This window comes from Paenibacillus sp. 7516, from assembly GCF_002272715.1.
Classification (GTDB): domain Bacteria; phylum Bacillota; class Bacilli; order Paenibacillales; family Paenibacillaceae; genus Paenibacillus; species Paenibacillus illinoisensis_A.
This window is the reverse complement of the sequence record NZ_NPBI01000039.1, coordinates 1-26,958: the sequence shown is the minus strand read 5'-3', so window position 1 is coordinate 26,958 and position 26,958 is coordinate 1. Positions and strand designations below refer to the sequence as shown.

General features: G+C 46.9%; 28 protein-coding genes. 19 read left to right on the top strand and 9 right to left on the bottom strand.

Annotation, left to right across the window (positions count from 1 at the left end):
* The first annotated feature begins 144 nt into the window (after positions 1-144).
* The 3 genes from CHI14_RS25940 to CHI14_RS25930 all read left to right on the top strand — a co-directional run bounded on the left by CHI14_RS25940 (position 145) and on the right by CHI14_RS25930 (position 3,313).
* On the top strand, positions 145-915 hold the full coding sequence (locus CHI14_RS25940) for an ABC transporter ATP-binding protein (RefSeq protein ID WP_095292642.1): 771 nt from the start codon (positions 145-147) through the stop codon (positions 913-915).
* Entirely contained in the window at positions 890-2,839 is a 1,950-nt protein-coding gene (locus tag CHI14_RS25935) for an FtsX-like permease family protein (protein WP_095292639.1), read from the top strand. The genes CHI14_RS25940 and CHI14_RS25935 overlap by 26 nt, the downstream gene beginning before the upstream one ends.
* 132 nt (positions 2,840-2,971) lie before the next feature.
* On the top strand, positions 2,972-3,313 hold the full coding sequence (locus CHI14_RS25930; RefSeq protein WP_095292636.1) for a cupin domain-containing protein: 342 nt from the start codon (positions 2,972-2,974) through the stop codon (positions 3,311-3,313).
* Between the two features lie 153 nt (positions 3,314-3,466).
* Here CHI14_RS25930 and CHI14_RS25925 read toward each other — a convergent pair whose 3' ends face one another.
* The 4 genes from CHI14_RS25925 to CHI14_RS25910 are packed head-to-tail and all read right to left on the bottom strand — an operon-like array spanning position 3,467 to position 5,918.
* On the bottom strand, positions 3,467-3,775 hold the full coding sequence (locus CHI14_RS25925; RefSeq protein ID WP_095292633.1) for a metal-sulfur cluster assembly factor: 309 nt from the start codon (positions 3,773-3,775) through the stop codon (positions 3,467-3,469).
* 25 nt (positions 3,776-3,800) lie between these two features.
* Positions 3,801-5,033, bottom strand: a complete 1,233-nt coding sequence (locus CHI14_RS25920; protein ID WP_095292632.1) for a heme-copper oxidase family protein — start codon at positions 5,031-5,033, stop codon at positions 3,801-3,803.
* 14 nt (positions 5,034-5,047) lie between these two features.
* Positions 5,048-5,635, bottom strand: coding sequence for a DUF2249 domain-containing protein (locus CHI14_RS25915; protein ID WP_095292629.1), 588 nt, complete (start codon positions 5,633-5,635; stop codon positions 5,048-5,050).
* A gap of 49 nt (positions 5,636-5,684) precedes the next feature.
* Positions 5,685-5,918 carry a DUF2249 domain-containing protein gene (locus tag CHI14_RS25910; protein ID WP_095292626.1) on the bottom strand — a complete coding sequence of 78 codons (234 nt, stop codon included), beginning with the start codon at positions 5,916-5,918 and terminating at the stop codon, positions 5,685-5,687.
* Between the two features lie 322 nt (positions 5,919-6,240).
* Between CHI14_RS25910 and moaA the strand changes: the two genes are divergently transcribed.
* The 6 genes from moaA to CHI14_RS25880 all read left to right on the top strand — a co-directional run bounded on the left by moaA (position 6,241) and on the right by CHI14_RS25880 (position 15,443).
* Positions 6,241-7,239: a GTP 3',8-cyclase MoaA gene (gene moaA, locus CHI14_RS25905; RefSeq protein WP_095292623.1), complete on the top strand. Its 999-nt coding sequence runs from the start codon at positions 6,241-6,243 to the stop codon at positions 7,237-7,239.
* Between the two features lie 78 nt (positions 7,240-7,317).
* Complete coding sequence (locus CHI14_RS25900) at positions 7,318-11,082, top strand: nitrate reductase subunit alpha (protein WP_095292620.1); 3,765 nt, start codon at positions 7,318-7,320, stop codon at positions 11,080-11,082.
* Positions 11,072-12,541: a nitrate reductase subunit beta gene (gene narH, locus CHI14_RS25895; protein ID WP_095292617.1), complete on the top strand. Its 1,470-nt coding sequence runs from the start codon at positions 11,072-11,074 to the stop codon at positions 12,539-12,541. Before CHI14_RS25900 ends, narH begins: the two co-directional genes overlap by 11 nt.
* Positions 12,542-12,564: 23 nt before the next feature.
* Positions 12,565-13,203, top strand: a complete 639-nt coding sequence (gene narJ, locus CHI14_RS25890; protein WP_170948279.1) for a nitrate reductase molybdenum cofactor assembly chaperone — start codon at positions 12,565-12,567, stop codon at positions 13,201-13,203.
* The gene (gene narI / locus CHI14_RS25885; RefSeq protein ID WP_095292612.1) at positions 13,200-13,931 is read left to right on the top strand and encodes a respiratory nitrate reductase subunit gamma; all 732 of its coding nucleotides are present in this window, start codon (positions 13,200-13,202) and stop codon (positions 13,929-13,931) included. The genes narJ and narI overlap by 4 nt, the downstream gene beginning before the upstream one ends.
* Positions 13,932-15,443 carry a nitrate/nitrite transporter gene (locus CHI14_RS25880; RefSeq protein ID WP_095292609.1) on the top strand — a complete coding sequence of 504 codons (1,512 nt, stop codon included), beginning with the start codon at positions 13,932-13,934 and terminating at the stop codon, positions 15,441-15,443.
* A gap of 146 nt (positions 15,444-15,589) precedes the next feature.
* Here CHI14_RS25880 and CHI14_RS25875 read toward each other — a convergent pair whose 3' ends face one another.
* Positions 15,590-16,291 carry a Crp/Fnr family transcriptional regulator gene (locus CHI14_RS25875; RefSeq protein WP_095292606.1) on the bottom strand — a complete coding sequence of 234 codons (702 nt, stop codon included), beginning with the start codon at positions 16,289-16,291 and terminating at the stop codon, positions 15,590-15,592.
* A gap of 49 nt (positions 16,292-16,340) precedes the next feature.
* On the opposite strand from CHI14_RS25875, the gene CHI14_RS25870 reads away from it, so the two are divergent.
* Together CHI14_RS25870 and CHI14_RS25865 are read left to right on the top strand one after the other, a co-directional pair.
* Entirely contained in the window at positions 16,341-17,063 is a 723-nt protein-coding gene (locus CHI14_RS25870; RefSeq protein ID WP_095292603.1) for a YwiC-like family protein, read from the top strand.
* Positions 17,064-17,257: 194 nt separating this feature from the next.
* Positions 17,258-17,989, top strand: a complete 732-nt coding sequence (locus tag CHI14_RS25865) for a ZIP family metal transporter (protein WP_095292600.1) — start codon at positions 17,258-17,260, stop codon at positions 17,987-17,989.
* Positions 17,990-18,091: 102 nt separating this feature from the next.
* Here CHI14_RS25865 and CHI14_RS25860 read toward each other — a convergent pair whose 3' ends face one another.
* From CHI14_RS25860 to CHI14_RS25850, 3 genes are all read right to left on the bottom strand, one after another.
* Entirely contained in the window at positions 18,092-18,517 is a 426-nt protein-coding gene (locus CHI14_RS25860) for a YlbF/YmcA family competence regulator (protein ID WP_095292598.1), read from the bottom strand.
* Positions 18,518-18,645: 128 nt separating this feature from the next.
* Positions 18,646-19,329, bottom strand: coding sequence for a Crp/Fnr family transcriptional regulator (locus tag CHI14_RS25855; RefSeq protein ID WP_095292595.1), 684 nt, complete (start codon positions 19,327-19,329; stop codon positions 18,646-18,648).
* A gap of 57 nt (positions 19,330-19,386) precedes the next feature.
* Positions 19,387-20,364 (bottom strand): multicopper oxidase domain-containing protein, encoded by a 978-nt coding sequence (locus CHI14_RS25850; protein ID WP_249281243.1) that lies wholly within the window; start codon positions 20,362-20,364, stop codon positions 19,387-19,389.
* A gap of 303 nt (positions 20,365-20,667) precedes the next feature.
* Here CHI14_RS25850 and CHI14_RS25845 point away from each other — a divergent pair, with 303 nt between their 5' ends.
* From CHI14_RS25845 to CHI14_RS25815, 7 genes are read left to right on the top strand one after another with little or no spacing between them, the layout of a single operon-like run.
* Positions 20,668-21,276 (top strand): hypothetical protein, encoded by a 609-nt coding sequence (locus CHI14_RS25845; RefSeq protein WP_095292589.1) that lies wholly within the window; start codon positions 20,668-20,670, stop codon positions 21,274-21,276.
* A gap of 34 nt (positions 21,277-21,310) precedes the next feature.
* Positions 21,311-21,964 carry a hypothetical protein gene (locus CHI14_RS25840; protein WP_095292586.1) on the top strand — a complete coding sequence of 218 codons (654 nt, stop codon included), beginning with the start codon at positions 21,311-21,313 and terminating at the stop codon, positions 21,962-21,964.
* Entirely contained in the window at positions 21,961-22,518 is a 558-nt protein-coding gene (locus CHI14_RS25835) for a hypothetical protein (protein WP_095292583.1), read from the top strand. Before CHI14_RS25840 ends, CHI14_RS25835 begins: the two co-directional genes overlap by 4 nt.
* 55 nt (positions 22,519-22,573) lie before the next feature.
* Positions 22,574-23,308, top strand: coding sequence for an SMI1/KNR4 family protein (locus CHI14_RS25830; RefSeq protein ID WP_170948278.1), 735 nt, complete (start codon positions 22,574-22,576; stop codon positions 23,306-23,308).
* A 21-nt stretch (positions 23,309-23,329) separates the two neighbouring features.
* Entirely contained in the window at positions 23,330-24,631 is a 1,302-nt protein-coding gene (locus CHI14_RS25825) for a WD40 repeat domain-containing protein (RefSeq protein ID WP_095292578.1), read from the top strand.
* Between the two features lie 44 nt (positions 24,632-24,675).
* Positions 24,676-25,122 (top strand): hypothetical protein, encoded by a 447-nt coding sequence (locus CHI14_RS25820; protein WP_095292576.1) that lies wholly within the window; start codon positions 24,676-24,678, stop codon positions 25,120-25,122.
* Between the two features lie 20 nt (positions 25,123-25,142).
* Positions 25,143-25,730: an SMI1/KNR4 family protein gene (locus tag CHI14_RS25815; RefSeq protein WP_095292932.1), complete on the top strand. Its 588-nt coding sequence runs from the start codon at positions 25,143-25,145 to the stop codon at positions 25,728-25,730.
* A gap of 74 nt (positions 25,731-25,804) precedes the next feature.
* On the opposite strand, the gene CHI14_RS29805 is transcribed toward CHI14_RS25815, so the two are convergent.
* Positions 25,805-26,119: a hypothetical protein gene (locus CHI14_RS29805; protein WP_212677028.1), complete on the bottom strand. Its 315-nt coding sequence runs from the start codon at positions 26,117-26,119 to the stop codon at positions 25,805-25,807.
* 105 nt (positions 26,120-26,224) lie between these two features.
* Here CHI14_RS29805 and CHI14_RS25805 point away from each other — a divergent pair, with 105 nt between their 5' ends.
* Entirely contained in the window at positions 26,225-26,701 is a 477-nt protein-coding gene (locus CHI14_RS25805) for a hypothetical protein (RefSeq protein ID WP_095292570.1), read from the top strand.
* Positions 26,702-26,958: the final 257 nt, after the last annotated feature.

The following is a 26,958-nucleotide window of genomic DNA, read 5'->3' as shown; positions in this document are numbered from 1 at the left end:
AACAGTTGCAGTGCAAGGGGAACATAATCTTAAAGCTGTTGTAAGGAAAGTTTAAGGTTATTCGATAGCAGCGGTGCGGGAGGTAGGTTACGATAAAGATAAGATCAAGGAACATAAGATTGGTTCCATTGGAGGGAAATAGATATGGAGATGTTACAGGTCTCGGCACTGAATAAAATTTATCAGGGTAAAGTACAAACTCAGGCCCTTAGCGATATTCATCTGTCCATTAAACAAGGTGAGTTTGTTGGCATTATGGGTCCTTCCGGAAGTGGCAAAACGACGTTGCTGAATATGGTATCTACGATAGATGAACCTAGTTCGGGCAGAGTGCTCATTAACGGCAAAAATCCTTTTGAAATGAGAAAAAAAGAACTCGCCATGTTCCGGCGCAGGGAACTCGGATTTGTCTTTCAAGATTTTAATCTGCTGGACACCCTAACGGTTGCAGAGAATATCGTATTACCCCTAACGCTCGACAAGGTGAAATATAGGGAAATGGAGAGCAGGTTGACTCGAATCACGAACCAGCTCGGGATTGATCATATTCTAGACAAACGCATTTATGAAATTTCAGGCGGACAGCGGCAGCGTACCGCCATTGCCAGAGCCATGATTAACATGCCATCGATCGTGCTCGCGGATGAACCAACAGGGGCATTGGATTCCACGTCCTCACAAGCCGTGATGGAATCACTTGAACAGATTAATCAGCAGGAGAAAACGACCATTATGCTGGTGACGCATGATCCACTCGCCGCCAGTTTCTGTCATCGCATCGTTTTTATCAAGGATGGGAAACTTGCTGCAGAAGTCCACCGCGGGGATAACCGTCAAACCTTCTTCCAGCGGATCATCGATACCCTATCCTTTTGGGGAGGTAATTCACATGAACTTTCCTCAGTTCGCGTTTAATAATATTCGGCGGAATGGACGGGCGTATGTGGCTTTTTTTCTGAGCAGTGTATTTATGGTTATGATCTTCTTCGCTTATGCGGTATTCAGCTATCATCCTTATGTGGCGAATATGCCGATTGGCAAGACAACGGCGTCTGGAATGCAAATTGCCTCAATTATTGTGTATGTATTTGCGATCTTTTTCGTCATGTACTCCATCGGTGCCTTTCTAAAATCACGGAATAAGGAATTCGGCATCTTGACCATACTGGGTGCAGAACCAGGACAGATTCGAAGACTTGTCATCATGGAAAATATGCTGATCGGTTCCCTGTCCATTGTGGCTGGCATAGGTGGTGGCATGTTGTTGTCCAAACTGTTCCTTATGCTCACTACACGGTTTATCGGCATGGAGGATCTGCCCTTTTATTTCCCGACAAAGGCAATTTTGATTACGGTGGGTGCCTTTTTGCTGTTATTTTTCTGTATTTCCCTGTTCACATTGCTCTTTATCGGTAACAAGCGGGCGCTTGAGTTGTTAAAAGGTACGAGTAAACCCAAAACGGAACCCAAAGCATCCTGGCCGCTCTCCCTTATAGGGCTGGCCTTACTGTCGGCTGGTTTTATAGCTCTATACAGTGATTTATCTGGTGGAAATATACTGATCGCTGCGGTAGCAGGTATAGCCGGGACCTACTTTTTCTACTCCCAGCTCTCGGTTCTGGCTATTCGATTGATGAAACGCAACCGTAAGCGGGTGTGGCACGGAACTCGATTGTTGTGGATTTCGGAGATGAGTTACAAGATTAAGGACAATGCACGCATGCTGTTTATGGTGACGGTCGTGATTGCCCTCGCATCGATGAGCGCTGTAGTCATCCTATCCCTGGATCAGCAAAATCGCCAGGTTTTCAAGGACAATACGTTCCCGATTCGTTACAATGTATATGGTGCATTAGATCAGCCCAATATGGCTCCTGTTAATGAAGTGCTTGATGAAGCTAATCTGGAATATCAGGAAGTCTACCTGAAGTATTTTTATGCAAGCACGAATGACAGCGGGGTAACACTGTTGTCACTAAGTGACTACAATGCGTTGAATACCATACGGAAGAAACCGACGTATACGCTGACAGATCACGCAGCAATTTTCATTGACTCCCGAAATGAGGACAGGCCGCTGGAGCATGAGAGATTTCATCCTTATGCGATTGGGGAGCAGCTCGTTTTAAATACCGTATCAGAGGCTCTTGAGCTCAATATAGAGCACACTGAAAAAGATCCGGTATTTGGCGATCTTCTCTATTCAACAGCGATGGTGGTTATCAATGATGAGGAATACAACGAACTCACGAAATCCTTGGATAAGCGAGAGCTTTCAGGCAAATATCTTTATCAAATCCCATCATGGGGCCAGTCTGTACCGGATCGTGAATCATCCGAAGCTCTGGTCAGTCATCGTTTGAAAGACATCGATGAAGTAATAAGGGAACACTCTGCGGATAAGGAGTTTTCCGGCTATTTCACGACTCGTTATACGGATTTTGAGGAATTCAGACAGACGACAGCGCTGATTACCTTTTTGGGTATTTTCATTGGTCTGATTTTCTCAATCTCATCAGCCAGTTTTCTATATTTCCGATTGCACACGGATCTCGAAGCAGATGGAAGAATGGTACGTTCGCTTTCGAAGATGGGACTCAGTTTCCAGGAGATGAAGAGATCGTCTACGATACAGATTGCAATTCTCTTTTTCTTTCCCATTTTAATCTCGATCGTGGAAACACTGGTTGTGGTTAGACCGTTCCTGACTCAATTCGGGATTGCCAACTATACCGTTCCTGTATTAACCGTGTTTGGTGCGTTTTTGTTGGCACAGACTTTTTATTTCTTTGTTATTCGTGCAAAATATATCTCTTCGTTGAGAAAAATGATGGTATAGATCATATTGAGGGCAATGCTGATCAACACTTAATCATTGAGCCAGCCGGGATTCCTTGATTCTAATCAAGGTGATCCCGGCTATTGTACTTTATGATGAGTTTATTCCAAGAATATCAAAGGAGGAATAAACGTGAGTACGATTTCTTTGCAAGCCGTCAAGGAGTTTCAGACCGAACGTTTTACGAAACGCATTCTGTTTCAGCAGAATGGTGGGGTCACGTTTGCGCTGCATTTTCTGCCGGGACAACAACTGCCTGTCCATAAACATCCAGGATCGGATGTGCTGGTTCTTATTATTGAAGGAGAAGGAACAATTATATTGGATGGAGTCGAACAGAAAGTACAACAGGAAGATGTAATCTGCTGCAGTGGAGAAGACACATTTGCTTTCCATAACACGGGAAATCGTGAAGCTCGGTTGTTTGTTGTATTAAACAAGGTGCCTGATGAATCGTACGCCCGTGACATATAAAATGGTTCTGAGTCACTCAAGGCCTGTAGATTCCCATATGAATTATCAAAACTCATATCAAGCAAAAAACGTACTACACTCTCTTAAATGCAGAGTTGTAGTACGTTTTTTATCGTGTCTATATGTTCATCAGGAGCCAGTTGGATTACCCATTTAAAAATATCCGAGCATTTCCTTGGCTTCATTCGACATCATATCGGGAGACCACTGAGGTTCCCATACCAACTGTACATCTACATCTTTATGGTCTGTATGCGCCTGCAGTACCCATTTCACAGCACCGAGAATCGTATCATGCAGCGGGCAGCCTGGTGTGGTCAAGGTCATGCGGACCGAGACCCGTTCCGGCTCCTCCTGCACTTCATATACGAGCCCAAGGTCAACAATGTTAACGCCTAGCTCCGGGTCGTATACTTCCTTAAGATACTCAAACAGTGGGTTTACCTGTTGCGTCTGTTCCATATGTTCCACGCTCCATTTCTGTTTCTTAATGTTGGAACACCCTTGCGATCATGAAGATATAAGCCATGGAGAAGATCGATAAAAGAGTACCACCGACCATCATCACCTCTGCCAGATTGATCAATACACCACTGACAAGCAGAAGGCTGGAAGCAGCCATGGCAATCAAACCCCAGCTCACATGACGCTGGTTTAACATACCAGCCATAAGAGGTGTTCCTGGTTTTCCGGCTTGCTTGCCATATTTGTGTGTCCACCATAAGAAGGGGACAATCTTCGAAGCATAACCCAGAATGGTTAATGAGACCCATCCACCAAGATAGACCCAGCCTGCCAGAAGGACTACCCTCGGATGAAGCAGAAGTTCCGGTCCTTGTGATGCATAGATCAACAGAGCGACCATAAATGCTGCCAGTGCACGACTTACATAGACTGACCAGCGTATGCCTGGGCCGGGATTGTTTTTGTGGCGTTTCTCCTGTATTTGTTCCAAATGGTAGACGTAAACGAGCATACCTGCTGTCAGCAGCAGGAGTGCGAGCCAGAGCAAGCCTCGTTTCATATCAGCTAGAAATGCCACAACGCCTGTAATTACAGCTGCATTCCACAACAACAGGACTATCTTTTGAAGCCGAACTGGATAATGGTGCGAAAGATAGAACATGGGCAGCATTTTGTAGCTGAATCCTGTAATTAACATGCCGAACCAGCCGATTGTCCCCATCCAGATATGAGCTCCGAATATTCGTTCATGCAGCCCGTTCCATTGGCCGAATGCAAAATTCAAGCCCATTAACATACCCGTCAGGCCGGTAAGAACCAAATAAAGACAAGCACAAGCCGTACTTACCGTAATCGGATTCCATTGCGATGCTCGAAATAACGTGACCGCCATATTCCATCCGAACAACAGAATTCCAATCAGGGCACAGGTAGCAAAACCTGCAAGCCAGCGTACATCTGCCTGAATGAATCCATACAGCATGCCAGTGACGCCAATGCTAAACATCACGTAATGGATGTAACCAAGCCTTGTACTGTAAATATCCGATTGCAAAATCACATGAATCAGTTGATATACAGCCCCCATGGCCAGCATGGTCGACCATCCCAAGACAAACAGATGGGCATGGAACCATCCTTCCGGCCCTCGTAACTCATCACCAAGCCAGCCTGTCAGGGACAGAAGGGAAAACGCATGGTACGCGATAAATCCGAGGATGCCTGTAACGATAAACCAAAATGGCAGCCTGGACATGGCGTTTCCCTCCCTTATCCTTTTACGATTCTAAGCTTGGCTGTACCATCCGCCTGATCCTCTACGGTGTAAGAGCATCCGAGATTAATCAGTTCTTCCATCAAAAATACAGGAACACGGTCATTATGAATGAGAACCGTCTGACCAGGCTCACAGCGCTTTAGTGCGGCGAGGGTTCTCATCATTGGCTGTGGCGGCTCCAATCCCCGGTTATCCAATGTGATCGTTGGGGACAGGGGCATCTTATCAGAGCTGTAAATAAATTCAGTTGAGTCAGGCTCTCCGGTGCAGCCAGTAGGAGTTTCTTCCTGGTTCAGGTCTTTTGCAGTATGAAACGTCCCTTCCTTGGACCACGTTTTATTTTTCCGGTGAACGAATGTGGTACGCCAGTGTTCAGCATTGACTCGTTCGGATGAATGGGAATAGCCTCTCATTTTTAGTATGCCGAGCAGGGGTGTCGGCTTGAAAGGAGCGTGGAGCACAAATACATCCATGGGGTCCAGCCCCTTGACGGTGTTCATAATGAGTTGGAACGGCTCAAGCTTTTTTCTTAAATGCGGCCGGACATCGAGTTCAATAATTCGGTTATCCGTTGAAGACATATGGCTCACATCCATTCCTGTAAGTTCGTGCTCTGTTTGGTCCACCATTTTACAATTTACTGATTTTGACCTGGAAGACAGACGGACCCTGTTCGATATATTCCCAGGTGAAGCCGTCTGGATGAGTGGACTGAAATTGGAATCGCAAAGGTACCGGATCATGGTCATTGATAAGCAGCATGGCCTCATTTTGCGGCAATTGTTCAAACGTCTCGAAGATGATCTTATGTTTCAGATGCGGCGGATACTCGGTTGCGTTAATTGTTGCTGCATATGTGTTCATAGGTTGTTCCTCCAGGATCGGTTTAGTGTGGTGTTGCAAACTGAGTATAGAAAATATGTACGGTCCCCTGTGTGAGCATGCTCACACATTTTGTTTTGTCATAATCTTGCCTCATTTTTTACGGATTCCTACGTGGAACCCGGATTGCGGGAGTTTTAGAGATAGGTCATGTGCATTATGTTTCACTCATTGTGATATTTTGCACAGTTACGTTACAAAGACATCCTTATATTTAGCGACAAGATGACAAGTGATGAGAGGAAAGAGGAATCCCTCCATCCCGCCATAGTGAGATTACACCCAGAGGAAGGGGGAGTTTGAGATGCAAGCTGGACTGGTTGATCTTTTTGGAAGAGTTCATGATTATCTGCGCATCTCGGTTACGGACCGCTGTAATCTGCGCTGTGTATACTGCATGCCGGAGGAAGGAATGCAGTTTGAACCACCGGATCAGATCATGACACATGATGAAATTGTCTCGGTTGTTCGGGCGCTTGCTCCGCTTGGGATCAGGAAATTGCGTCTGACCGGCGGGGAGCCTCTTGTTCGAAAAGATCTTGACGAGCTAATTGCCCGTTTATCCGAAATTCCTGGCATTGAGGATATCGCTATGACAACCAATGGCATATATCTGGCCGCATGCGCGGATCGTCTGAAAGCAGCCGGGCTGACAAGAGTAAATATCAGTCTGGATTCCCTGCAACCTGAACGGTTTGCCCGAATTACCAGAGGAGGCAAGCTGAAACGGGTGCTGGATGGTGTAAGAGCCAGCCAAAAAGCCGGTCTGCAGCCAATCAAACTGAACGTGGTGCTTATGAAAGGCGTGAATGATGACGAGGTTGAGGACTTTTTGCGCTTGACTCTCGATGAAGAGATACATGTTCGCTTCATCGAATACATGCCCATAGGGGGGAGCGGAGAAGCCTGGAAATCGGGTTTTATGTCCCTGCAGCAGGTACTGGATACATGTGAGAACAGCTGGAATTACACAGGCTGTGATGTCTATAGCCATGGTCCGGCAGATAGTTACCGTATTGACGGAGCGGCTGGCACATTTGGTCTGATTCATCCTGTAAGCAGTCACTTTTGTGGTACATGTAACCGATTGAGACTGACGGCAGACGGCAATATCAAGCCCTGCCTATATTGGTCGGATGAATTCAACGTACGTCCACATGTCGGTAACGACAGTGCGGTTCAAGCCATATTTCTTAGAGCACTGGGGGTTAAGCCCGAGACGCATGACATGCTCAATGCTCTTAAAGGCGAAGAAATTCGAGGTGTTCCGTCTCTCCGGCATATGTCCCAAATTGGAGGTTAGCTGGATGTAAGTGATAAATGTCGGCAACGGATGTTATTCCGGTCTGAAACTACATGTCATATTAGCAGGAGGAAAACAATGAGTAAGCAAAGCACACCGTGGATGGGTAAACTTAAATATTTTGCGAAACGGGAAAAGAATGCAGAGGGCTGGAGCGAGATGTCACCCGAAAACCGGGACTGGGAGGACGTCTATCGGCGACGCTGGCAGCATGACAAAGTTGTACGTTCGACACATGGCGTGAATTGCACCGGATCCTGCAGCTGGCAGATCTATGTGAAAGACGGAATTGTCACTTGGGAGACGCAAGCTACCGATTATCCTTCCACGGGTCCGGATATGCCGGAATTTGAACCAAGAGGGTGTCCGCGCGGAGCGAGTTTTTCCTGGTACCTTTACAGTCCGCTGCGTGTCAAATATGCATACGTCCGGGGAGCATTGCTGGATCTGTGGCGTGAGGCACTTCAGCTGCATGGTGATCCGGTCAAGGCTTGGTCCAGTATTGCGGATGATCCGGATAAAGTCAATAAATACAAGTCTGTTCGCGGCAAGGGCGGATTGATTCGTGCGTCATGGAGTGAAGTAACGCAGATTATCTCGGCCTCCCTTATTCATACGATCAAGCAGTACGGACCTGATCGGATTATCGGCTTTTCGCCTATTCCTGCCATGTCGATGGTCAGTTATGCTGCAGGTTCAAGATTCCTGTCCCTGATGGGATCGCCACTGCTCAGTTTCTACGACTGGTACGCCGATCTGCCTCCGGCCTCACCGCAGATTTGGGGTGATCAAACCGATGTGCCGGAGAGCAGCGACTGGTACAATTCCGGGTATATTCTCGTCTGGGGTTCTAACCTGCCAATGACTCGTACACCTGATGCTCACTTTTTGGCTGAAGCACGCTACCGGGGAACGAAGGTCGTATCCATCAGCCCGGATTATGCTGAATATGTCAAATTTGCGGACACATGGATGTCAGTCAAACAGGGGACCGACGGAGCTCTTGCCATGGCTATGGGACATGTGATTCTCAAAGAATTCTATATCGAACAACCTACGGAATACTTCATGCAGTATGCCAAACAATATACGGATTTTCCCAATCTCCTGATCGTTGAGGAGAAAAACGGGGTCCACACAGCGGGCAGATTTCTTGTCGGAGAAGACTTGGGCATCACGGGCAACAATATGGCCTGGAAAACACTCGTCTATGACGAAAACAGCGGTACATATGCGATGCCGAAAGGAAGCCTGGGATTCCGCTGGGGTGAGGAAGGGACCTGGAATCTGAAAATGGAACAGGTTGAGAATGGCGAACCCATCGATCCGCGGTTATCTCTTCTAGGGGTGCATCATGACTTGGTCACGATTCAGCTGCCTTATTTTGACGACGAGGGTAGACATGTTATGGAACGTCAAATTCCTGTTCGTCAAATTTGGCTGGAGGATCGCTGGATTATGGTTACAGCGGTGTATGATCTGGTTCTTGCCAAGTACGGAGTAGAACGTGAAATGACACGTTCCGCAGATTCTAACGAAGTAATCTCAATCTCAGACATGCCGCGTGCTCGAAGAACAACAGCGTATGATGCAGTGAATGGTCAGCTGAATGACGAGCACGAGAAGCCTTTCACCCCCGCATGGCAGGAACAGATTACAGGCGTTCCGCAGGAAACCGTGGTGCAGATTGCACGTGAATTTGCCCAGAATGCGATCGATACCCAGGGGCGTTCCATGATTATTATGGGAGCCGGAATCAACCATTGGTATAACTCGGACGTGATCTACCGAGCGATTATCAATCTGATTCTTATGACCGGTTGTCAGGGCGTGAACGGCGGGGGCTGGGCTCACTATGTCGGACAGGAAAAGCTTCGTCCTGCGGAGGGGTGGCAGACAATTGCCTTTGCCCGTGACTGGACAGGGCCAGCCCGTCTTCAGAACGGTACATCGTTTTTCTATTTTGCTACAGATCAATGGAGATACGAAGAAACGAAAGTAGGCGAGCTGACTTCGGCACTGGAGGGTGAACCCCGATTCCAGCATGTTGCAGATTATAACGTCATGGCTGCTCGCATGGGCTGGCTTCCGTCCTATCCACAATTCAATCGGAATTCGATTGATCTGCATCAGGATGCTATAGATGCCGGAGCTGTAACGAAAGACGAAATCGGTGCATATGTGGCATCCGAATTGAAAAGTCAAAAACTCAAGTTCTCCATTGAGCAGCCGGATAACCCTGCGAATTTCCCGCGAGTGCTGTTCGTATGGAGAGCGAATCTGATCTCCAGCTCGGGGAAAGGCCATGAGTATTTCCTGAAGCATTTGCTTGGTGCGACGAACGGTTTGCTGAACGATGATGATCACGGACTACGGCCAGAACACGTGGAGTGGGTGGACGAAGCACCCGAGGGTAAGCTGGATCTGATGATCAACCTGGATTTCCGCATGGCGGGAACAGCGATGTACTCAGATATTGTTTTGCCTGCGGCAACCTGGTACGAAAAAAGTGACCTGAGCAGCACGGATATGCATCCATTTGTACATCCGTTTAATCCGGCAGTCGCCTCGCAGTGGGAGTCACGCTCGGACTGGGACACATTCAAGGAGATTGCACGTGTCTTCTCGGAAATGGCTGCGCAGCAGTTTGACGGACCGCAGCATGAGATTGTGGCGACACCGCTGCTGCATGATTCACCTGATGAGCTGGCTCAACCGTATGGCGAGATCAGGGACTGGAGTGCAGGAGAGTGTGAACCTGTTCCGGGCAAAACGATGCCTCACATTCAGATTGTGGAGCGTGATTATGCGGCGGTATATGACAAGATGATCACTCTTGGTCCTGTGGTCAAGGATAAACCCATTGGAACCAAGGGGATCTCTTGGTCAGCCAGCGAAGAGTACGAGAAGCTCAAGGGTATTCTGGGTACGCGCAGGCAAGCCGGAGTGGGGCAAGGGTGTCCAGATCTGAGTACAGACCGAAATGTGGCGGAAGCCATCCTGACGCTCTCCACAACAACAAATGGCAAAATGGCGGTACGTGCATGGGAGTCGCTTGAGCAAAAAACGGCCTTACATCTGAAGGATTTGGCTGAAGAGCGATCGGAAGAATGTTTTACTTTTGATGAGATTACTTCCAAACCCAAAACGGTTATCACGTCACCCGCATTCAGCGGATCGGAGAAGGGCGGACGACGCTACTCGCCATTTACAACCAATGTGGAACGGCTTATTCCCTGGCGCACGTTGACAGGCAGACAGCAATTCTACATTGATCATGAGATGCTTCGTGAGTTCGGAGAGACACTGGCGACGTTCAAACCTGTACTGAAACATACACCTTTCCATCCAAGCAGCAAACGTCCAATCGAAGGTGGCAAGGAAATTGTTCTGAACTACCTGACTCCGCACAACAAGTGGTCGATTCACAGCATGTACTATGATGCACTGCCCATGCTGACCCTGTTCCGAGGTGGCCCGACGATCTGGATGAATCATGAGGATGCCGAAGAGGCAGGACTCGTCGATAATGATTGGATCGAATGTTTTAACAGGAACGGTGTAGTCGTTGCCCGTGCAGTCGTCACCCACCGCATTCCTCGTGGAATGGCGTTCATGTATCACGCCCAGGATCGACATATTAACGTTCCCGGAACGAAAATATCGCAAACACGTGGAGGTACGCACAACAGTCCGACGAGGATTCATGTGAAGCCGACCCACATGATTGGCGGTTACGCCCAGTTAAGCTATGGATTCAATTATTATGGCCCAACAGGCAACCAGCGTGACCTGAATGTCATCATAAGAAAATTGCAGGAGGTGGATTGGCTTGAAGATTAAAGCACAAGTCAGCATGGTCATGAATTTGGATAAATGTATCGGATGCCATACGTGCAGCGTAACGTGCAAAAATACGTGGACGAACCGGCCGGGCGCGGAATACATGTACTGGAATAACGTGGAGACCAAACCAGGGGTAGGTTATCCCAAACAGTGGGAGGATCAGGAGCGGTATCGCGGCGGTTGGGAAATGAAAAATGGCAAGCTCGAGTTAAAGTCAGGCACACGTGCCAGACGATTGCTTAACATTTTCCACAATCCCGATCAGCCGACGATCGACGATTATTACGAACCCTGGACCTATGAATATGAGAAACTAACGAGCAGTCCGGAGAAAAAGCATCAGCCCGTAGCGAGACCCAAATCCCAAATTACGGGTGAATACATGAACCTGGAGTGGGGACCCAACTGGGAGGATGATCTGGCAGGTGCCCATGTAACGGGGATGGAAGATCCCAACATGAAGGGTGTCGAGGAATCGATCAAAATGGATTTTGAACAGGTGTTTATGATGTACCTTCCGCGAATTTGTGAACACTGCCTCAATCCTTCCTGTGTGTCTTCCTGCCCTTCAGGAGCGATGTACAAACGGGAAGAGGACGGCATCGTACTGGTCGACCAAAACGCATGCCGTGCCTGGAGATTCTGTGTGTCGAGCTGTCCTTACAAAAAAGTATATTTCAATTGGCAGACTAACAAAGCGGAGAAATGCACCCTGTGTTTTCCGCGGATTGAGGCGGGATTACCAACGATTTGTTCGGAGACCTGTGTCGGTCGTATTCGGTACATTGGTCTGATGTTGTACGATGCAGACCGCATCGAAGCGGCAGCTTCAGCGGAGAATGAACAGGATTTGTATGAATCGCAAATGGATATCTTCCTGGATCCGCATGACCCTGACGTAATTCGTGAAGCAAGGGAGACCGGCATTCCGGAAGATTGGATCATCGCTGCTCAGCAGTCGCCTATCTATAAAATGGTTGTGGACTGGCGCATAGCGCTTCCGCTTCACCCGGAATACCGGACCATGCCGATGGTATGGTATATTCCGCCGCTGAGTCCAATTACGAATCGGGTTGAAGGACAGGGTAGTTCGCTGGATGCGAGTGATATCTTCCCTGCCATTGACAATATGCGCATACCTGTGGAATATCTGGCCAATCTGCTCACTGCAGGAGACACGGAACGAATTCGTGATGTACTGCGCAAAATGGCGGTAATGCGAATTCACATGCGGAATCAGCAAACCGGAAAAACCAGTGATCCTGCATTGCTTAACCTTGTGGGGATGGACACGCAGGAAGTTGAAGACATGTACCGACTGCTCGCCATTGCCAAATATAATGACCGCTTCGTGATCCCGCCTGCTCATCGGGAAGAAGTAGCGGATCTCTTCAAGGAACAAGGAAGCTGCGGGCTTGATTTTGCGGGGGGCCCAGGTTCCTGCGGTGTATTCTGATGGGAGAGGAGACAACGACTACGATGGCGACCAATATGAATACGGAATGGAGTCAGGGATCGGATGAACGAATGGATGAAGCCAGAAAAGCATGTAAGCTGACCTCCTATCTGCTGCAATATCCAGATCCTGCGTGGAGGGCCGGACTGCAGGGTGTCCGAACTGCTGTGCAATCCCTCACGGATGAAACAATGAAAAAAGTTCTTCTGACCTTTGTGGGTGAAGCGGAATTAGTGGATTCCACGTATTGGGAGGACAAATACGTACGGACGTTTGATTTTGACAAAAAATCAAATCTGTACTTAACCTATGCTCTCTATGGAGACGAAAGAGACCGTGGACCGGCACTAATTGATTTAAAGCGCAGATACGAAGCTGCGGGATTCTACATGGAATTGAATGAACTGCCGGATTATTTACCCATGGTGCTTGAATTTATAGCGGAGGCTCCTTCTGAAGATGCTTATGGAGTGATATCGAGTTGTTATAAGTCTTTGGTAACGATCACAGATAGTGTATTAGGGCAGAACAGTCCCTACGGTCCATTGTTAGAACAAGTTCTGAAGGTTATCCCTAAGCCAGCTCATGTTGACGAAGAAGTTCATGACCACTCTGCAGCATCCCAAACCGTGCCAACCTGGATAGGGAGGGGAAGCCGATGAGTACACCAGAGTTGTTCTTATGGGGTGCTCTCCCATACATGGTTCTCATTTTTTGTGTTACTGCAACCATATGGAGATACGTGACGAATCCGTTCAGTTGGACATCCAAGTCCAGTGAGATGTTAGAAAAACGCATGCTGAAATGGGGAAGCTTGCTGTTTCATATTGGCATATTCGCAGTGATCTGCGGCCACATTGCCGGATTAATTGTTCCGGTAGAATTCTATCGCTGGATTGGTCTAAGTGACGAAGGTTATCATCTGATTGCCATAGCGGGCGGGTTGCCTGCGGGAATTATCGCATTTGCCGGGGGAGTCATACTGCTGGTGCGTAGATACGTGGCCACCAAAGTACGAGCGACGAGCAGTGCAGGAGACTGGATGGCCCTCATCATGCTTCTTGTTGTCATCATAACCGGCATATTGGCGACATCTGCAAATGCAGTGAACCATACTGGCTTTGATTACCGTACGACCATTAACCCTTGGCTGCGCGGTTTGATGGTATTTCAGCCTGATCCAACGCTGATGCAGACCGTGCCTATGAACTTTAAAGTACACATCCTGCTTTCGTTTGTCCTGTACTGCGTTTTTCCGTTTACGCGTCTTGTGCATATGCTGAGCATGCCGCTCGGCTACCTCAAGCGAAGCTACGTATTGTACCGCAGACGTGACGGATCTGTTTATCCGGATCCAAAATCAAAACCGAACAAAGAAAGGGCGATGTAGATGCAAAACAAAGGCAAAGTCCAACTGCCCTTGCAGACGGCAAGTTTGGTTCTGGGCTTCATGGTGTGGGTTATACTGTCTTCCTTAATGCCATTTATTAAGGAGGATATTGCGTTAACCTCTTCGCAGCTAGCCTGGTCTACAGCCATTCCTGTCCTCATTGGCTCCGTTGCCCGTATCCCGATTGGATACTGGACGAACCGATATGGAGCACGCAATATATTTATGATCAGTTTTGTTCTGCTGCTCGCGCCCATATGGTGGATCAGCCGATCCACTTCATTTCTGGATTTGATTATAGGTGGTTTTTTTCTCGGGATTGGCGGAGCGGTATTTTCCGTAGGCGTAACTTCACTGCCCAAATATTATCCAAAAGAGAAACATGGGTTTGTTAACGGGATCTATGGTATCGGTAATCTGGGAACGGCATTGTCTGCATTTGGTGCCCCGCTGATTGCGGATCAAATAGGTTGGTCCAACACGGTTCTTCTGTACAGCATTTTGCTGCTGGGAATGGCCGCTTTGAATTTTGTATTGGGCGACAAACAGGAAACAAGGGTTAACGTGCCGCTAATTCAACAATTAAAAGCGGTATCGCGAAGCCCTAAATTATGGCTGCTCTGTTTATTTTACTTCCTGACCTTTGGTTCCTTCGTAGCGTTCACCGTGTACCTTCCCAATTTCCTGGTCAGTCACTTTCAGATGGATAAAGTGGATGCAGGGATACGCACAGCGGGATTCATTCTGGTTGCTACCATTATGCGTCCGGTCGGGGGCTGGCTTGGAGACCGCTTTAATTCTTTTAAAATACTGATGTTTGTATTCGGTGGTTTAACGGTAGCGGCGATCGTATTATCCTTCGCGCCGTCAATCTACATGTATACAGTTGGTTGCCTGACCGTAGCCTTATGTGCCGGTACAGGAAACGGAACTATTTTTAAACTGGTCCCAATGTATTTCGTTAAACAACCAGGTGTCGCTAACGGTATTATATCTGCAATGGGGGGACTCGGTGGCTTTTTTCCGCCACTAATGTTGACGCTGCTCTACAGCATGACAGGTCACTATGCGATTGGATTCATGGCACTCTCCATGGTTGCACTGGTAAGCTTGGTACTTGTCTTCTGGATGTTTTACGAAGAGAAGCTTCAGCTGTCCGCAAGCATACTGGAAAATACGATTGAGGCCATCCTGATTACGGATACAAACAGCGTTATTCGCTCAGTGAATCCGGCATTTACGGCAGTCACCGGTTATCGATCCGATGAAGCAGTGGGACAGAAGCCGAGCTTGCTGAAATCAGGTAAACAGGATAAATTGTTCTACGAACAGCTGTGGGCTGATCTGAAGCAGCAAGGGTACTGGCAGGGAGAGATATGGAATCGGAAGAAAAACGGAGAGATATATCTGGAATGGCTGAGTATTACAGCGATCCGCAATGAAGCTGGGGAAGTAAAGTTCTATGCGGGCATGTTCAGTGATATGGGAAAAAGGGATCTTCCTTCAGCATAGTCATGGTAGCCACATGACCAGGATAAATTCAGCAAAAGACCTTAACAACATGCCACCCTTGTTAAGGTCTTTTCTTTCGTAATTAGATATATACCATGCTAGGGTCATTATAATTTCAGCATTAGAGGTACAGTTTAGGTACCTGCTCAAGTGTCACGTTGATGCTTCAAGGCTTGTAAATCATGGATGATAATCTGTCTCCGATCGACTTCGAGCAGATTTTCCTTGGTGAGCTGATTCAACAAACGGTTGGCGGTTTCCCTGGTCGTGCCAATGGAATTGGCGAATTCCTGGTGCGTCATGGGCAGGTTGATAATGATTTTGTGACCGGAAGGCTGACCGTGCTGCTCTGCCAACATCAGCAGGAAGGACAGCACGCGGTTCCGGACATCCTGGCTGGAGAGCACTTGCAGTTTATCCTGCAGTTCGCGGATTTTATCGCCGAGTACCCGCATAATTTTGATCGCAATGGATGGCGTATTTAGCATAAGACGTTCAAACAGTCTGACCGGAATGGCGATCAGTTCCGCTGGAGTGATGGCTTCTGCTGTAGCGGGATAAGGGTGAGCATTGAAGAACCCCGTATGTGGGAACATATCTCCCGTTTTCAGGAAGGAAACGATCTGCTCGTGCCCATTCTCATCCGTTTTATATGCTTTTACGATGCCGGTTCGGATAAAAAATACAGCTTCCTTTTCGCTGCCTTCGGCAAAAACAACTGTTTTTTTATGAATGCTTCTGGAAATGGCGATATCCTCAACCTGCTTCAATTCCTCAGGACTTAGATCCTGAAAAATGGGGAACTGTTGAAGAAACTCTGCTGCCGTATCTTTGTTTTCCCTGCGCATTATGATTCTTCCTTTCTATATCCATATCAATTAGGAGGTCAATGGTGAAGTGACAGTACATAAAATTGTTATTCCTCATGAACATGGCGGTTGGGCCATGGTAAGTGTGCCTTTTGCGGCAGGTGTAATGGCCAGCGGACCACAGTGGCTGCATTTGCCACTATTCATGGCATGGCTTGGGCTATACCTGGCGGCTTACCCCTTGATGCAATCTCTTAAAAGAAAAGCGGATCATCGACGTCTGTACACATGGGCAGTGATATATGGCGTGGGTGCAGTGATATGTCTGGTACCCCCGTTAATCGGGCATCCTTCCATACTGGCATTTGCCCCGGTTCTGATCCTATTATTGCTCGTTAATATCTGGCATGTCAGACACAAGGCTGAGCGTTCGCTCACGAATGATCTATGCGCCATGTTGATGTTCTCGCTAGGAGGTGCAGCAGCATATCTCATTGGATCGGGAGTATGGGATTACCGGATGGCGATCGTGCTGTTGTTTTCCTTTTTACATTTTACAGGAAGTACGTTCTTTGTGAAATCAGTCTTCCGGGAGCGAAACAACAAACGCTGGGTAACAATGACCCGTCTGCTGCATATTATCCTGCTCATCATTCCCGTCATCGCCGGATATCCATGGATGAGCTTAGCATATATCTACTCAGCTGTTCGAGCATTTGTATATGCTGGTCGCACTTTGCGTCCGATGAAAGTGGGTATGATTGAGATTGCTGGAGCGGTGCAATTCCTGATTTGGTTTATTCTCTTTTAGTCAGCATCATTTTATCATAACGCGATATTAGAAATACATGAGTGACATAGATCACATGGGATGTGATGAGGAATACAGAAGATCAGACAAGATAGGTTGTATCTTGCAGCAGTGCTGCCCGATATGTTTTTGCAGCAGCAAGCCAGGTTAATGAAAGGATAGATATGATATAGACATGAGAGGGGATGACCCGAATGTGGACTGCATTCATGTGGGGAGGCATCTCCGCTTCAGCAGTAGTTATTGGTGCACTTGCTGCACTGTTTCTCAAGATTCCGAAACGAGTGATTGGCTGGATTATGGCCTTCGGTACGGGGACATTAATTGGGGCAGCTTCATTTGAGCTGATTGGAGATGCCTTGAATGATGGCGGAATTGTCCCGACAGCCATAGGGTTTACGGCGGGTGCTGTAGTGTACACCTTGTTCGACCTGCTTATTTCCAGTAGGGGTGGTGCCGGACGGAAACGTTCTGCACATCCGAAACCCGGAGGAAGCAGCCAAAGTGGGCTCGGCATTTTTGCGGGTACGGTGATGGATGCCATTCCTGAATCCATCATGCTTGGTGCTAGCTTGCTGGCCGGAAAAAGCGTGAGTGTGGTGCTCATCGTTTCCATATTCGTCAGCAACATCCCGGAGGGCTTGTCCAGCACGGTGGGTTTGCGAGGCAATCATTACACCAAGTCCAGAATCATATGGATGTGGCTTGGTGTACTGTTGATTTCTGCGCTTGCAGCCTTGTGCGGATATCTTTTTCTCGAACAGCTTCCGGATGAGATGGCTGCGGCCATTGGGGCATTTGCAGGCGGCGGTATTATAGCCATGATCTGTTCTACCATGATGCCTGAAGCTTTTGAAGAAGGTGGTCCTGTCGTGGGCTTCATTGCTTCCATGGGGCTTCTTGTATCCTTACTGCTTGATCTGTAAGATCTACACGAAAAAAGCACAAAAAAAAGAGTATCCGCTCAAGTAATTTTGAGGTACGGATACTCTTTTGCTTACTAATGCATATACATTGTTCCCCAGTGACTAGTGATGGCTTGAACAGTTCCCTCCACAACCACATGCTTCCTTGTATACTTCGCCCGGTTTGGGCAGTCGGTTTAATTCAACGGACTTGGTGAAATACTGGCTGATCTGCTGATGCATCAGGCTAAACTCACGCTGTGCATACATAAATCTGCGAATAAGCGGGTGATCATAGAGGGCGCGTTCTTCTTGTTCGTACACCTGCATTTCGGATGTCAGCAATTCAATATTCTGACGTTCTTTTTCCTCCAGAGCCTGATGCTTCTCCATAAACTGCTCGTATTGCGATGTAGCCTGCTCATCTGCGGCAAATTGATCAATCATCTCCCGCATCTCACGGTAACCTTCATCCTGTAATAACACGGAGCACAACTCCTCCATTTTAAGCATGATCGCCTGTTTGTCCATTTTTACAATTGTATTCATCTTGTTTACCTCCTGTAGAGTGGTTTCTCTTACGTATCACTGTATACCTGATCTCCATGGTGCACTGTGACGATACTCACATATTGTGTGAAATATGTAACGTTCCTGTCAGGATTCTCTATACCGAGTTATTGGATTCGTTGCTGAAGCTCTTCCAATTGAAGAAGGTGAATGACATTCCCAGCTACCTGAAGCAGACCTTCGGACTGCATAATGGCCAGTTTGCGGCTCAAGGTTTCGGGCGTAATGCCTACCAGTAATGCCAGATCCTTTTTAAAAACAGGAAGCTTGATTCCATCTGTCTCTTTATTTCGCACATGAAAATTCAATAATAGCTTAGCAATTCGTTGTTCAGGGTTCATGGAACTGAGTGCAGTATTCCATTCTTCAGATTGTTCAAGAAGTTCGGTAACAGCTAGAAGAAAATGATAAGCAAGCTTCGGGTCATGTTCTATCAATTGGTCAAAATCCTGCCTATGAAGGGTGCATAAAGTTGATGTTTCCAATACTTCTGCATGAACTCCTAACGGTTTTTGGTGTAACAGAGCGTCAAGCCCGAAGAAATCACCAGGAAACAGGAAACGGACAATATGCTCCTTGCCGTTCTCGGTGTATGTGGATAATTTCACACATCCCTGATGAACCATGTATAACTTAGCTGAATCTTCTCCTTCCTTCACTACCATCTCCCCTTTGTGAAAGACCTGCGATTGCAGCAGGGAAACGAGCAGGGATGATGCTTCAGGTCCAAGGTGCTGAAAAAGGGGGACTTTGACATGGCAGGGAGTCTTGTTCTGAGAACTGCATATCATGATCAAAATTCACCTCGCATGGTTCAATTATTTATTTGCTTGAGCACGGAGACGGACTTAATGCTGCATCGCTTTACCACCGTGATCCTTGCCATCAGAGGTAACTCGCAAAACAGCTGAAGCACCTTTGGATACATGTTTGAATTGATGGGTTACAATGGGATAATCGCCCTCTTCCGTTACGGTAAACTCAACGACTGCACCTCCGCTCGCAGGAAGCATAACGGTCTGTAATCCATATTGGATATTTCGGGGATTTCCATCCATGTAAACCCGGTCCATAATAGTCCCTACCACATGGAAGGACGAAACTTCGTTCGGCCCTGCATTGCTGACATATATTCGAACCGTATCACCCGTTTTAGCGAGCAAAGGGGAGTTGACCAGACCATAGTCGTTGCCATTAAAAACAACATAATCCGGCTCATCATTCATAAAAGCATCGTAGCTATGCTCTTTGTACCATTCACTTTGTACGAGTGTGTATTCCCGATCAATCTGTCCGTCAGAAGGGTAGCCGGCCTTCGGTTCAACAATAATCATGCCATACATACCGTTTGCAATATGGGCAAGTACCGGACTGGTTCCGCAATGATACATGAAGACTCCGGGTGACGATGTGCTATAAGTGAATGTACCCTCCTCACCTGGCATAACGTCGACGAATTTGCTGCTTGGTGAAGCATGTACGGCATGAAAATCCATGGAATGGGGCAAGGAAGAATCCTTATTTTTTAAAGTGAAAATCAGTGTGTCACCTTCGATTACGCGCAGAACGGGTCCAGGTACAGTGCCGTTAAAAGTCCAGGCATTGTAGACGACACCTGCGGAGATCTCGATATCGGTCACTTGGGCCGTCATCTCGATGTATACGTTAGTGCCTTCTCTACGGATGATGGGGTCAACAGGTTGATGACTAATTGAGTCAACAGGAGCAGTATCGTGATGATCCGGTTTATCTATTTCTGCAGCATTGCAATGGGATAGGACGGCCGTACTTAATGCCAATGCGAAAGACAATTTGATGAGACTCATCCAGGAGAACATGGGAACACAACCTTATTCAAGTGATATCATTCACAAACTAATCAATATCTTGCTGCAGCCATGTCTAGTGTACGACAGTTCAGTAGGGACAGGTGTGACGTGAAACACATTCCCCAGAGGCTCGATATTCAAAATTTCCGCAGACATAGACACCTTTCTTGTACTACGCGATGGAGTTACTTATAATTTTAGGTAGCGCTGGATGGGAAATATTGAGGGTTGAAATTTATGTTTACTGCCATGCTGATGAAAACCGAATAAAATTCAGTCAAGAAAGGAGTCGATTTATTAATGAAACGTTTTGAGGATGAAGGAGCCTATAAATATAATTTTTATTGGGTACTCCGCCGAGGTGAACGTGTGGATGTCACATGTCAATCCTGTGGTGGTCATGCGTATATTGAAGAATGTCAGGATGAAATCACGTGGAAGTGCTCGGCATGTTATGCGCATGGGGTGGAGAAACAAGTGTATCAGTATCATGCCAAGGGTAATTGTGTTCTCTGTGAACGATGGTTCAATGTTGAAGTAACAGATGAGAAAAAAGTATCACATAAATCAACGCACATCCATTGTCCACACTGCGGTTCAGTCAATCAGGCAGAGCTGCATAGCAAGCCGGTTTGCAGAAGATATATTATGGACACCCGTGACGGGAGAGACCCCGTTTTTGGGATGGAGTTATATTTCCTGGACTACGTTCGAGGCAAATTGGTATGGGCTGTTAATCGGGCGCATTTAAATTATCTGATTTCGTATGTTTCCGCCGATCTGCGCGTACGACGTGGAAATGTGCCGTTAAAAACAGCATCACACTATCTACCTGTATATATGAAAGAAGCAAAAAACAGGGATCAAATGGTGCGTACACTCACCAAGCTTCAGCACAAGACGGGCTAAGGTTGATGCTGTACATGTTTGAAGGAGGAAAGGAATGAAATTGCGTGGCAAGCTGCTTACGTTGGCTATTATTTTAGGGATCCTGATGATCCCGGCCTTTTTTATTTTACAGACGTTCGGTGTGTTCCAAAAAGAAAAAGTTTTATCAGACTATGCGCTCGCGATCGATGTGGATGGAAAACCGTATGATGCATGGCCGCTGATCAACAGTTTCGCTGCCATGGATAAGAGCGGAGATCATCGCCAGCTGTATTACCGGGTGGATATGAGTGATATTAACTACCTTTTTCAATTGGCTTATCAGGAGTATGACATTTCACCCGATAATGAGAATCCCTATTTGGCAGGGAAAGTGGACTTCCATAGCCTTGAAAGCACGTATGTAAAATCGGAAATGGAATATTCCAACGCCCAGGATTACACCACCTTCCTTCATTTTTACAATAAAGAAGGACAGGAGATTTATACTTATGAATCTACCGGCAAAGGCGATGGGAATCTGGTACAATCCATTATTCACCAAGGGATGACTCGCTCTCATAACGGAGGAAGTGAACCGGCACGTGACCCGTACCTGAACATTACGGCACTATTTCACGATAAGCTGAATGTGGATGTCAACCTGACCGTAGATGAAGAACAGAAAATCGTATGGATACGAATGAATAAAGCGGAGGCGAGACCATGAATTTGTTTGGCGTACATAATGGACCTGCATATCTGGAAGGGATCGTTAAGAAAGTAACGGATGGGGAGAACCAGGAAGTCGAGTGGAAAGGCAAGCTGCAGACGAGTGATGGCCATGACAAGTTCCATATCTTTTATTATGGTGACTTGATGGAAGATGATCTGATAACCTGGCAGGATTCGACACCGTTAATCGTATATGCCGAGCACACGGTTACTGGAGAGCGTTACTTGCTAATCGATGCAGCCAAACATGGCTATGATTCGATGCTGTGTGAAACTTATCCGGAGGAAGAGCTGAGTAAAAGGATGCTGCGTCCTTATCTGGACGTTGAAGGAGAAGATACATTTGAAGTTCACTTGTCCGCCTTTTATAACGTTCCTTGGGATGAGGAATTCGGAGAAGATGTGGATGAAGACGGAACCTACGAATTGATTACGGGCGAGACTATGGATTTTGATCAGGTTAAACGGGATGGATATGATGCATTCTCGATTCGTATCGTGAATCGTAAAGGCGTAACAACGGAAATTGTTCAGGAGGAGCTTGCCTGATTCATCGTTTGAATTATAAGACAGGGATCTGATTGGAAGATAGGAGATGTCGTTCATGTACGTGGTAAGTCATATGCTTAAACCGGTATCTGCGGAGGAGCTTGGACATTTTGAGCAGCAGTATTCTGTATCATTGCCTGCATCCTATCGTCAGTGGCTTGAACAATATGGAGAAGGAACCTATTCGGGTTGGATGAATATCCAGCGGCCCGATCAGGAGGTATTGAAGCCTTTTGCAGAGTATGATTTTTGGATGCATACCGAAGATACGCCTGTCAGTCAAGATCAGTTGAAGGAGTGCATTAGTATTGGCAGCTCTGTGGATGGAGATTTTCTGGCCATTCATCCGATGATTGATGGGCTGCTGTGGCTCCCTCGCCACGATGAACAGATTACGTTGTGGGAACATACCGAGTCCGAATTTGGAGATATGCTGGATAAGATCTATTGTGGATACTACCGCCAAGCTACTCCAATAACGCTAAGATATTATGAACCGTGGAATGAGCTGAGGAATCATACCTTTTACCACTTGCAGGATAACGGGGAAGGGCTCTCCCTCCACCACTTGTCTAAGTTATGCCAATCGCAGTTCAAGTGGGATGCCATGATTGAAAATGAATATACCTGTAAGCTGTTTATGGCTTCGATCGGTGGATACCTGCGTTTTAATTATGCATACGGCAGTGAAATTGTGCTTTTCTATGAGGAAACGGACGGGAGCCGGGGGACGACGGATTATGAACTTGAACAATTTTTGCTCGCACATCACTGTAAAATCATGAATTGAGACGGAGTGGAGGAATCATGGATGAGTTGGTTAAACGAACAGATTGCAGAAAAGTGGAGGAATGAAGGGAAACGTTATGCCGAGAGTGTAAATGATTTTGTACTCAGAGGTATGGCGGGCGAAGAGCCGGATGAATCGGAACTGACAGACGACGGAAGAGCCGGAATCAGTGCGCAAGTATGGGACATGGTGAAGAAGGCCAATGAGCAGAACGATCTGCAAAGACTGCGCAAGGAGCTGCCTGCAGCGACATGGCCTTTCAATGAAACCTTCCAGTCATCCATGCAGGCCGTGCGCATAGCCGGATATCTGAACAACAGTACCGTTTTATTCAATAGTGGTTTTCATACGGATCATGGATGTGTGTATACTGCAGATTCAGAACATGTACGTTCTTTTCCGCAATATCAATTTGCAGGTCAGTCCCCGGATGGTACACAGTATGCTCTGGCAGGCGGTGAAGGGATTCGCGTGATAACACATCCGGATCGTCATCTGGAAGGAAAAGAAGTGGCAACGTTCCGTTGGGAAGACATTCAATCGGCCATTCATCAGGCCCTGCCTCGAATTGAATCTCTTGCAGACTGTGAATACCCGGAGCGCACACTTGAAGGCCTTATTCCATTCAATGAAGGCCATGCACTCCTCATTTTGTCCACTCACGGAATTTATCTGGTGGAACATGGCAAGGTTTCTCCAATTCATCCGGATCCTGCAGAGGTGGAAGAGCATGAATTAGAAGATACACAAATTTCCATGGGTCACGCTGCGGTATCACCGGATGGTCGATGGATTGCGTTTGGCAGTCAGGTCAGTGACCATATGCTTCTGGATCTTGGACGTCATCATACGTATTCGCTCTATCCGGAGTCCAGCTATCCGCATCATGCGTTATTTACCAGAGATAGCCGGAAGGTATGGTTTAATGCATGTCATTTTTACAATGGAGTTACGATGCAGGTGGAATTGAGTGAAGTGGAAGGCAATGAATCCAGAGAAGATTGGCCGATAATGGATGAAATTGCTCGTGTCTATGCTTCGGTAGAAATACCTGAAGGCATAGTTCTTGGTGATGCTTATGGTTACCTCAAATGTATAGATAAGAAGGGTCAGGAAGTTTGGAGACATTTTGTCGGCAGCACCATCTATTCACTGGCAATCTCGCCTGATCAATCCAGGCTTGCAGTAGGTACGTTTGGGGGCATGGTGCATATTCTTGATCTGCATGCTGACCAGATGGATGACTATAGCATTGGAACAGGAACACTCCGTGAAGTAGAGCGCTTTGTTGTGTGGCGTGGAGAGCAGCCTTTGCGATGGTAGAGTGGCGAGCTGTTTAACATGCAAACAGAAATGGGGAACGCTCATTGAGAATTGAAGAAGCTGTCCTTTTATTGAAATGTCATGCCTTTGTTCATGACGATCTGGATCATCCCAAGATGGAGAGCGGCTTTCTGGGAAGCCTGCGCCCTTTTCGCGGGCAATTAATAGAAGAAAACTTTCACGAGTTAATGGAAATTGTCCGCACGTTGGCACCACAACTTAAGCAGCAGGCACTAAACCGGGAAGTGATGTCCTGTTTATGGAGTATCACCCATTTGGGGCGTGCATGGGCGATATTGCCTGATGGCATGCTGCGCAGGAACAAACTCCTTTCGGATGAGCAAATTGCCTTAATGGAAGAATGGCTGGACCTTCTCTCTTACGCCGTCATGATTCTGATTGAAGATGGCGGTGAAGAAGAAGCGTTCTGGGGATATAAGGAATATGTGCGGGAACAGGCCGAAAATGGTGAGAAGGGGAGAAGGTTGTGAAATCGGATATACACGATAGAATGCATGAACTGATGAATCATCTGAATGAATTATTGGATGTTAAAGTGAAGGATGAAGAGATTAGGCAGCTATACAATGAGTATCAGGATAAGAAAGGAGCTTCCGAGGATCGTTTGGCTGCTTTTGAAACCGAGATGCATGTCCGGCTGCCCGAAGATTTTCGCGAATTCTACAAATGTAAAGATGGTAGTGGTTATGCCTTTCATATCTTGTATCCCGGCAATGCCGAGACAGAGGAATGCACCCCGTTTTACATGATGTCACTTGATGAGATACGGGAAACCAAGCAATATTTCTGTGAGCGTGATGAGAAGCTAAGTGAGTATTATTCCGCAGAGGAGATCAGCAAACTTGACCCCGAGATCAAACCTTATTTATTTCATAAACCGTGGATTCCCTTTGCGACAATGGCCGGGGGTTCCCTGTATTTGATGCTAGACTTTGACCCGTCAGAACAGGGGAGTTATGGCCAGATTATTATCTATGTACATGATCCCGACTTTGTTTATTATATTACAGACACGTTCACTAACCTGCTGAAAGACTCCAATCGTAATCTGGAGATTATGGATGAGATTGAGTACTAGATCACTAGTGAAATCGTAAAAACAATCATAAATTGCAGGAACTGCCTGTAGCAGCTCCTGCACGATTCCAAAAGTTATCCCTGCTGGAAAAAGCGATGACCGTGGAAACCTCCACCTGGAGGACCTCCAGGACCTCCGCCATGTGGACCCCCGGGATAACCGCCTCCAGGGATTGGTCCGTGATGTCCGCCTGGGTATCCGCCTCCCGGATACCCTCCATGCCACCAAGGACCGCCAAAGGGAATGGGCAAGGGCAGCGGGTAAAATGGCGGGTATGGATAGGGGTAAGGATAAGGATAGGGATAAGGGGGGGGCGGTATTGGTGGGTAATATGGATAAGGATACCCCGCAGAGGACGGAGATGAAACCGAACCAGGTCCGTATGCCATGTGATCAGCCTCCTGTTATCAAATAGATGATATCAGCCTATGCCACAATGCAATCGCGTGACACTGTAGAAATCTCAGAGATATTGAACATTTAGGGGGATTGGCATGAGAATAATACCTTTTCATACGGCTCCAAGCGGCGCTGCATATAGATATTTAATTGACGAATTAATTGATAAGACGGGTCGCTTTTTCCTTGTGGACAGACGACACGGCAGAGGGGATACTCCAGCGGAAGTCGCCAGAGTTTTTGAAAGATTGAAGCCGTATCTGATTGAGCGTTGTACCACGGAAGAAATGATGATGAGAACAAGAGCATTCTACACAGAAGGAATCTATTACATATATGAATGTACGCCAGCCTCTGGACAGATTCTGAAGGAAGAGGCCGATGGTTTCCTCGATTGGCTTTATCCCTCTTTGCCAGAGGACCTGTGCTTTCTGAATGAAGACGGAAGCGACTATTTGTTTACGGAAGCACATGAAGATGGATGTGGAATGCGGATCACAGAACAAGAGGCGAGAGACCTCATGAAGCGTATTCCTGGTTTAATGTTTGTTATGGAAAGGTTCCCTTCCTAATGAAGCTAGAAACTGAAGCCAAAGGCAGATTGGAATTTTTGCAAATTGCAATTCTTTGCAGTTCAACTTGCTTTAAGACCTGGAATAATTTACAACTAGCAAGCTAGCTAACAAAATGATATATTATTCTTCCGGCCGCAAAAGGCACGGAAAACTCAAAAAAACTTTTCTCAAAAAAACTTTTCGAGAAAACTCTTTACAAGATATAATGAAATGTGATATATTCTAATTCCGGCCTTGATAGAGTCGGAAACGAA

Bases quoted from the DNA above. Each gene is read 5' to 3' on its own strand.
- CHI14_RS25940 (WP_095292642.1), top strand. From the start codon at position 145: ATGGAGATGTTACAGGTCTCGGCACTGAATAAAATTTATCAGGGTAAA.
- CHI14_RS25935 (WP_095292639.1), top strand. From the start codon at position 890: ATGAACTTTCCTCAGTTCGCGTTTAATAATATTCGGCGGAATGGACGG.
- CHI14_RS25925 (WP_095292633.1), bottom strand. From the start codon at position 3,775: ATGGAACAGACGCAACAGGTAAACCCACTGTTTGAGTATCTTAAGGAA.
- CHI14_RS25920 (WP_095292632.1), bottom strand. From the start codon at position 5,033: ATGTCCAGGCTGCCATTTTGGTTTATCGTTACAGGCATCCTCGGATTT.
- CHI14_RS25915 (WP_095292629.1), bottom strand. From the start codon at position 5,635: ATGTCTTCAACGGATAACCGAATTATTGAACTCGATGTCCGGCCGCAT.
- CHI14_RS25910 (WP_095292626.1), bottom strand. From the start codon at position 5,918: ATGAACACATATGCAGCAACAATTAACGCAACCGAGTATCCGCCGCAT.
- moaA (WP_095292623.1), top strand. From the start codon at position 6,241: ATGCAAGCTGGACTGGTTGATCTTTTTGGAAGAGTTCATGATTATCTG.
- CHI14_RS25900 (WP_095292620.1), top strand. From the start codon at position 7,318: ATGAGTAAGCAAAGCACACCGTGGATGGGTAAACTTAAATATTTTGCG.
- narJ (WP_170948279.1), top strand. From the start codon at position 12,565: ATGGCGACCAATATGAATACGGAATGGAGTCAGGGATCGGATGAACGA.
- narI (WP_095292612.1), top strand. From the start codon at position 13,200: ATGAGTACACCAGAGTTGTTCTTATGGGGTGCTCTCCCATACATGGTT.
- CHI14_RS25880 (WP_095292609.1), top strand. From the start codon at position 13,932: ATGCAAAACAAAGGCAAAGTCCAACTGCCCTTGCAGACGGCAAGTTTG.
- CHI14_RS25875 (WP_095292606.1), bottom strand. From the start codon at position 16,291: ATGCGCAGGGAAAACAAAGATACGGCAGCAGAGTTTCTTCAACAGTTC.
- CHI14_RS25865 (WP_095292600.1), top strand. From the start codon at position 17,258: ATGTGGACTGCATTCATGTGGGGAGGCATCTCCGCTTCAGCAGTAGTT.
- CHI14_RS25860 (WP_095292598.1), bottom strand. From the start codon at position 18,517: ATGAATACAATTGTAAAAATGGACAAACAGGCGATCATGCTTAAAATG.
- CHI14_RS25855 (WP_095292595.1), bottom strand. From the start codon at position 19,329: ATGATATGCAGTTCTCAGAACAAGACTCCCTGCCATGTCAAAGTCCCC.
- CHI14_RS25850 (WP_249281243.1), bottom strand. From the start codon at position 20,364: ATGAGTCTCATCAAATTGTCTTTCGCATTGGCATTAAGTACGGCCGTC.
- CHI14_RS25845 (WP_095292589.1), top strand. From the start codon at position 20,668: ATGAAACGTTTTGAGGATGAAGGAGCCTATAAATATAATTTTTATTGG.
- CHI14_RS25840 (WP_095292586.1), top strand. From the start codon at position 21,311: ATGAAATTGCGTGGCAAGCTGCTTACGTTGGCTATTATTTTAGGGATC.
- CHI14_RS25835 (WP_095292583.1), top strand. From the start codon at position 21,961: ATGAATTTGTTTGGCGTACATAATGGACCTGCATATCTGGAAGGGATC.
- CHI14_RS25830 (WP_170948278.1), top strand. From the start codon at position 22,574: ATGTACGTGGTAAGTCATATGCTTAAACCGGTATCTGCGGAGGAGCTT.
- CHI14_RS25825 (WP_095292578.1), top strand. From the start codon at position 23,330: ATGAGTTGGTTAAACGAACAGATTGCAGAAAAGTGGAGGAATGAAGGG.
- CHI14_RS25815 (WP_095292932.1), top strand. From the start codon at position 25,143: ATGCATGAACTGATGAATCATCTGAATGAATTATTGGATGTTAAAGTG.
- CHI14_RS29805 (WP_212677028.1), bottom strand. From the start codon at position 26,119: ATGGCATACGGACCTGGTTCGGTTTCATCTCCGTCCTCTGCGGGGTAT.
- CHI14_RS25805 (WP_095292570.1), top strand. From the start codon at position 26,225: ATGAGAATAATACCTTTTCATACGGCTCCAAGCGGCGCTGCATATAGA.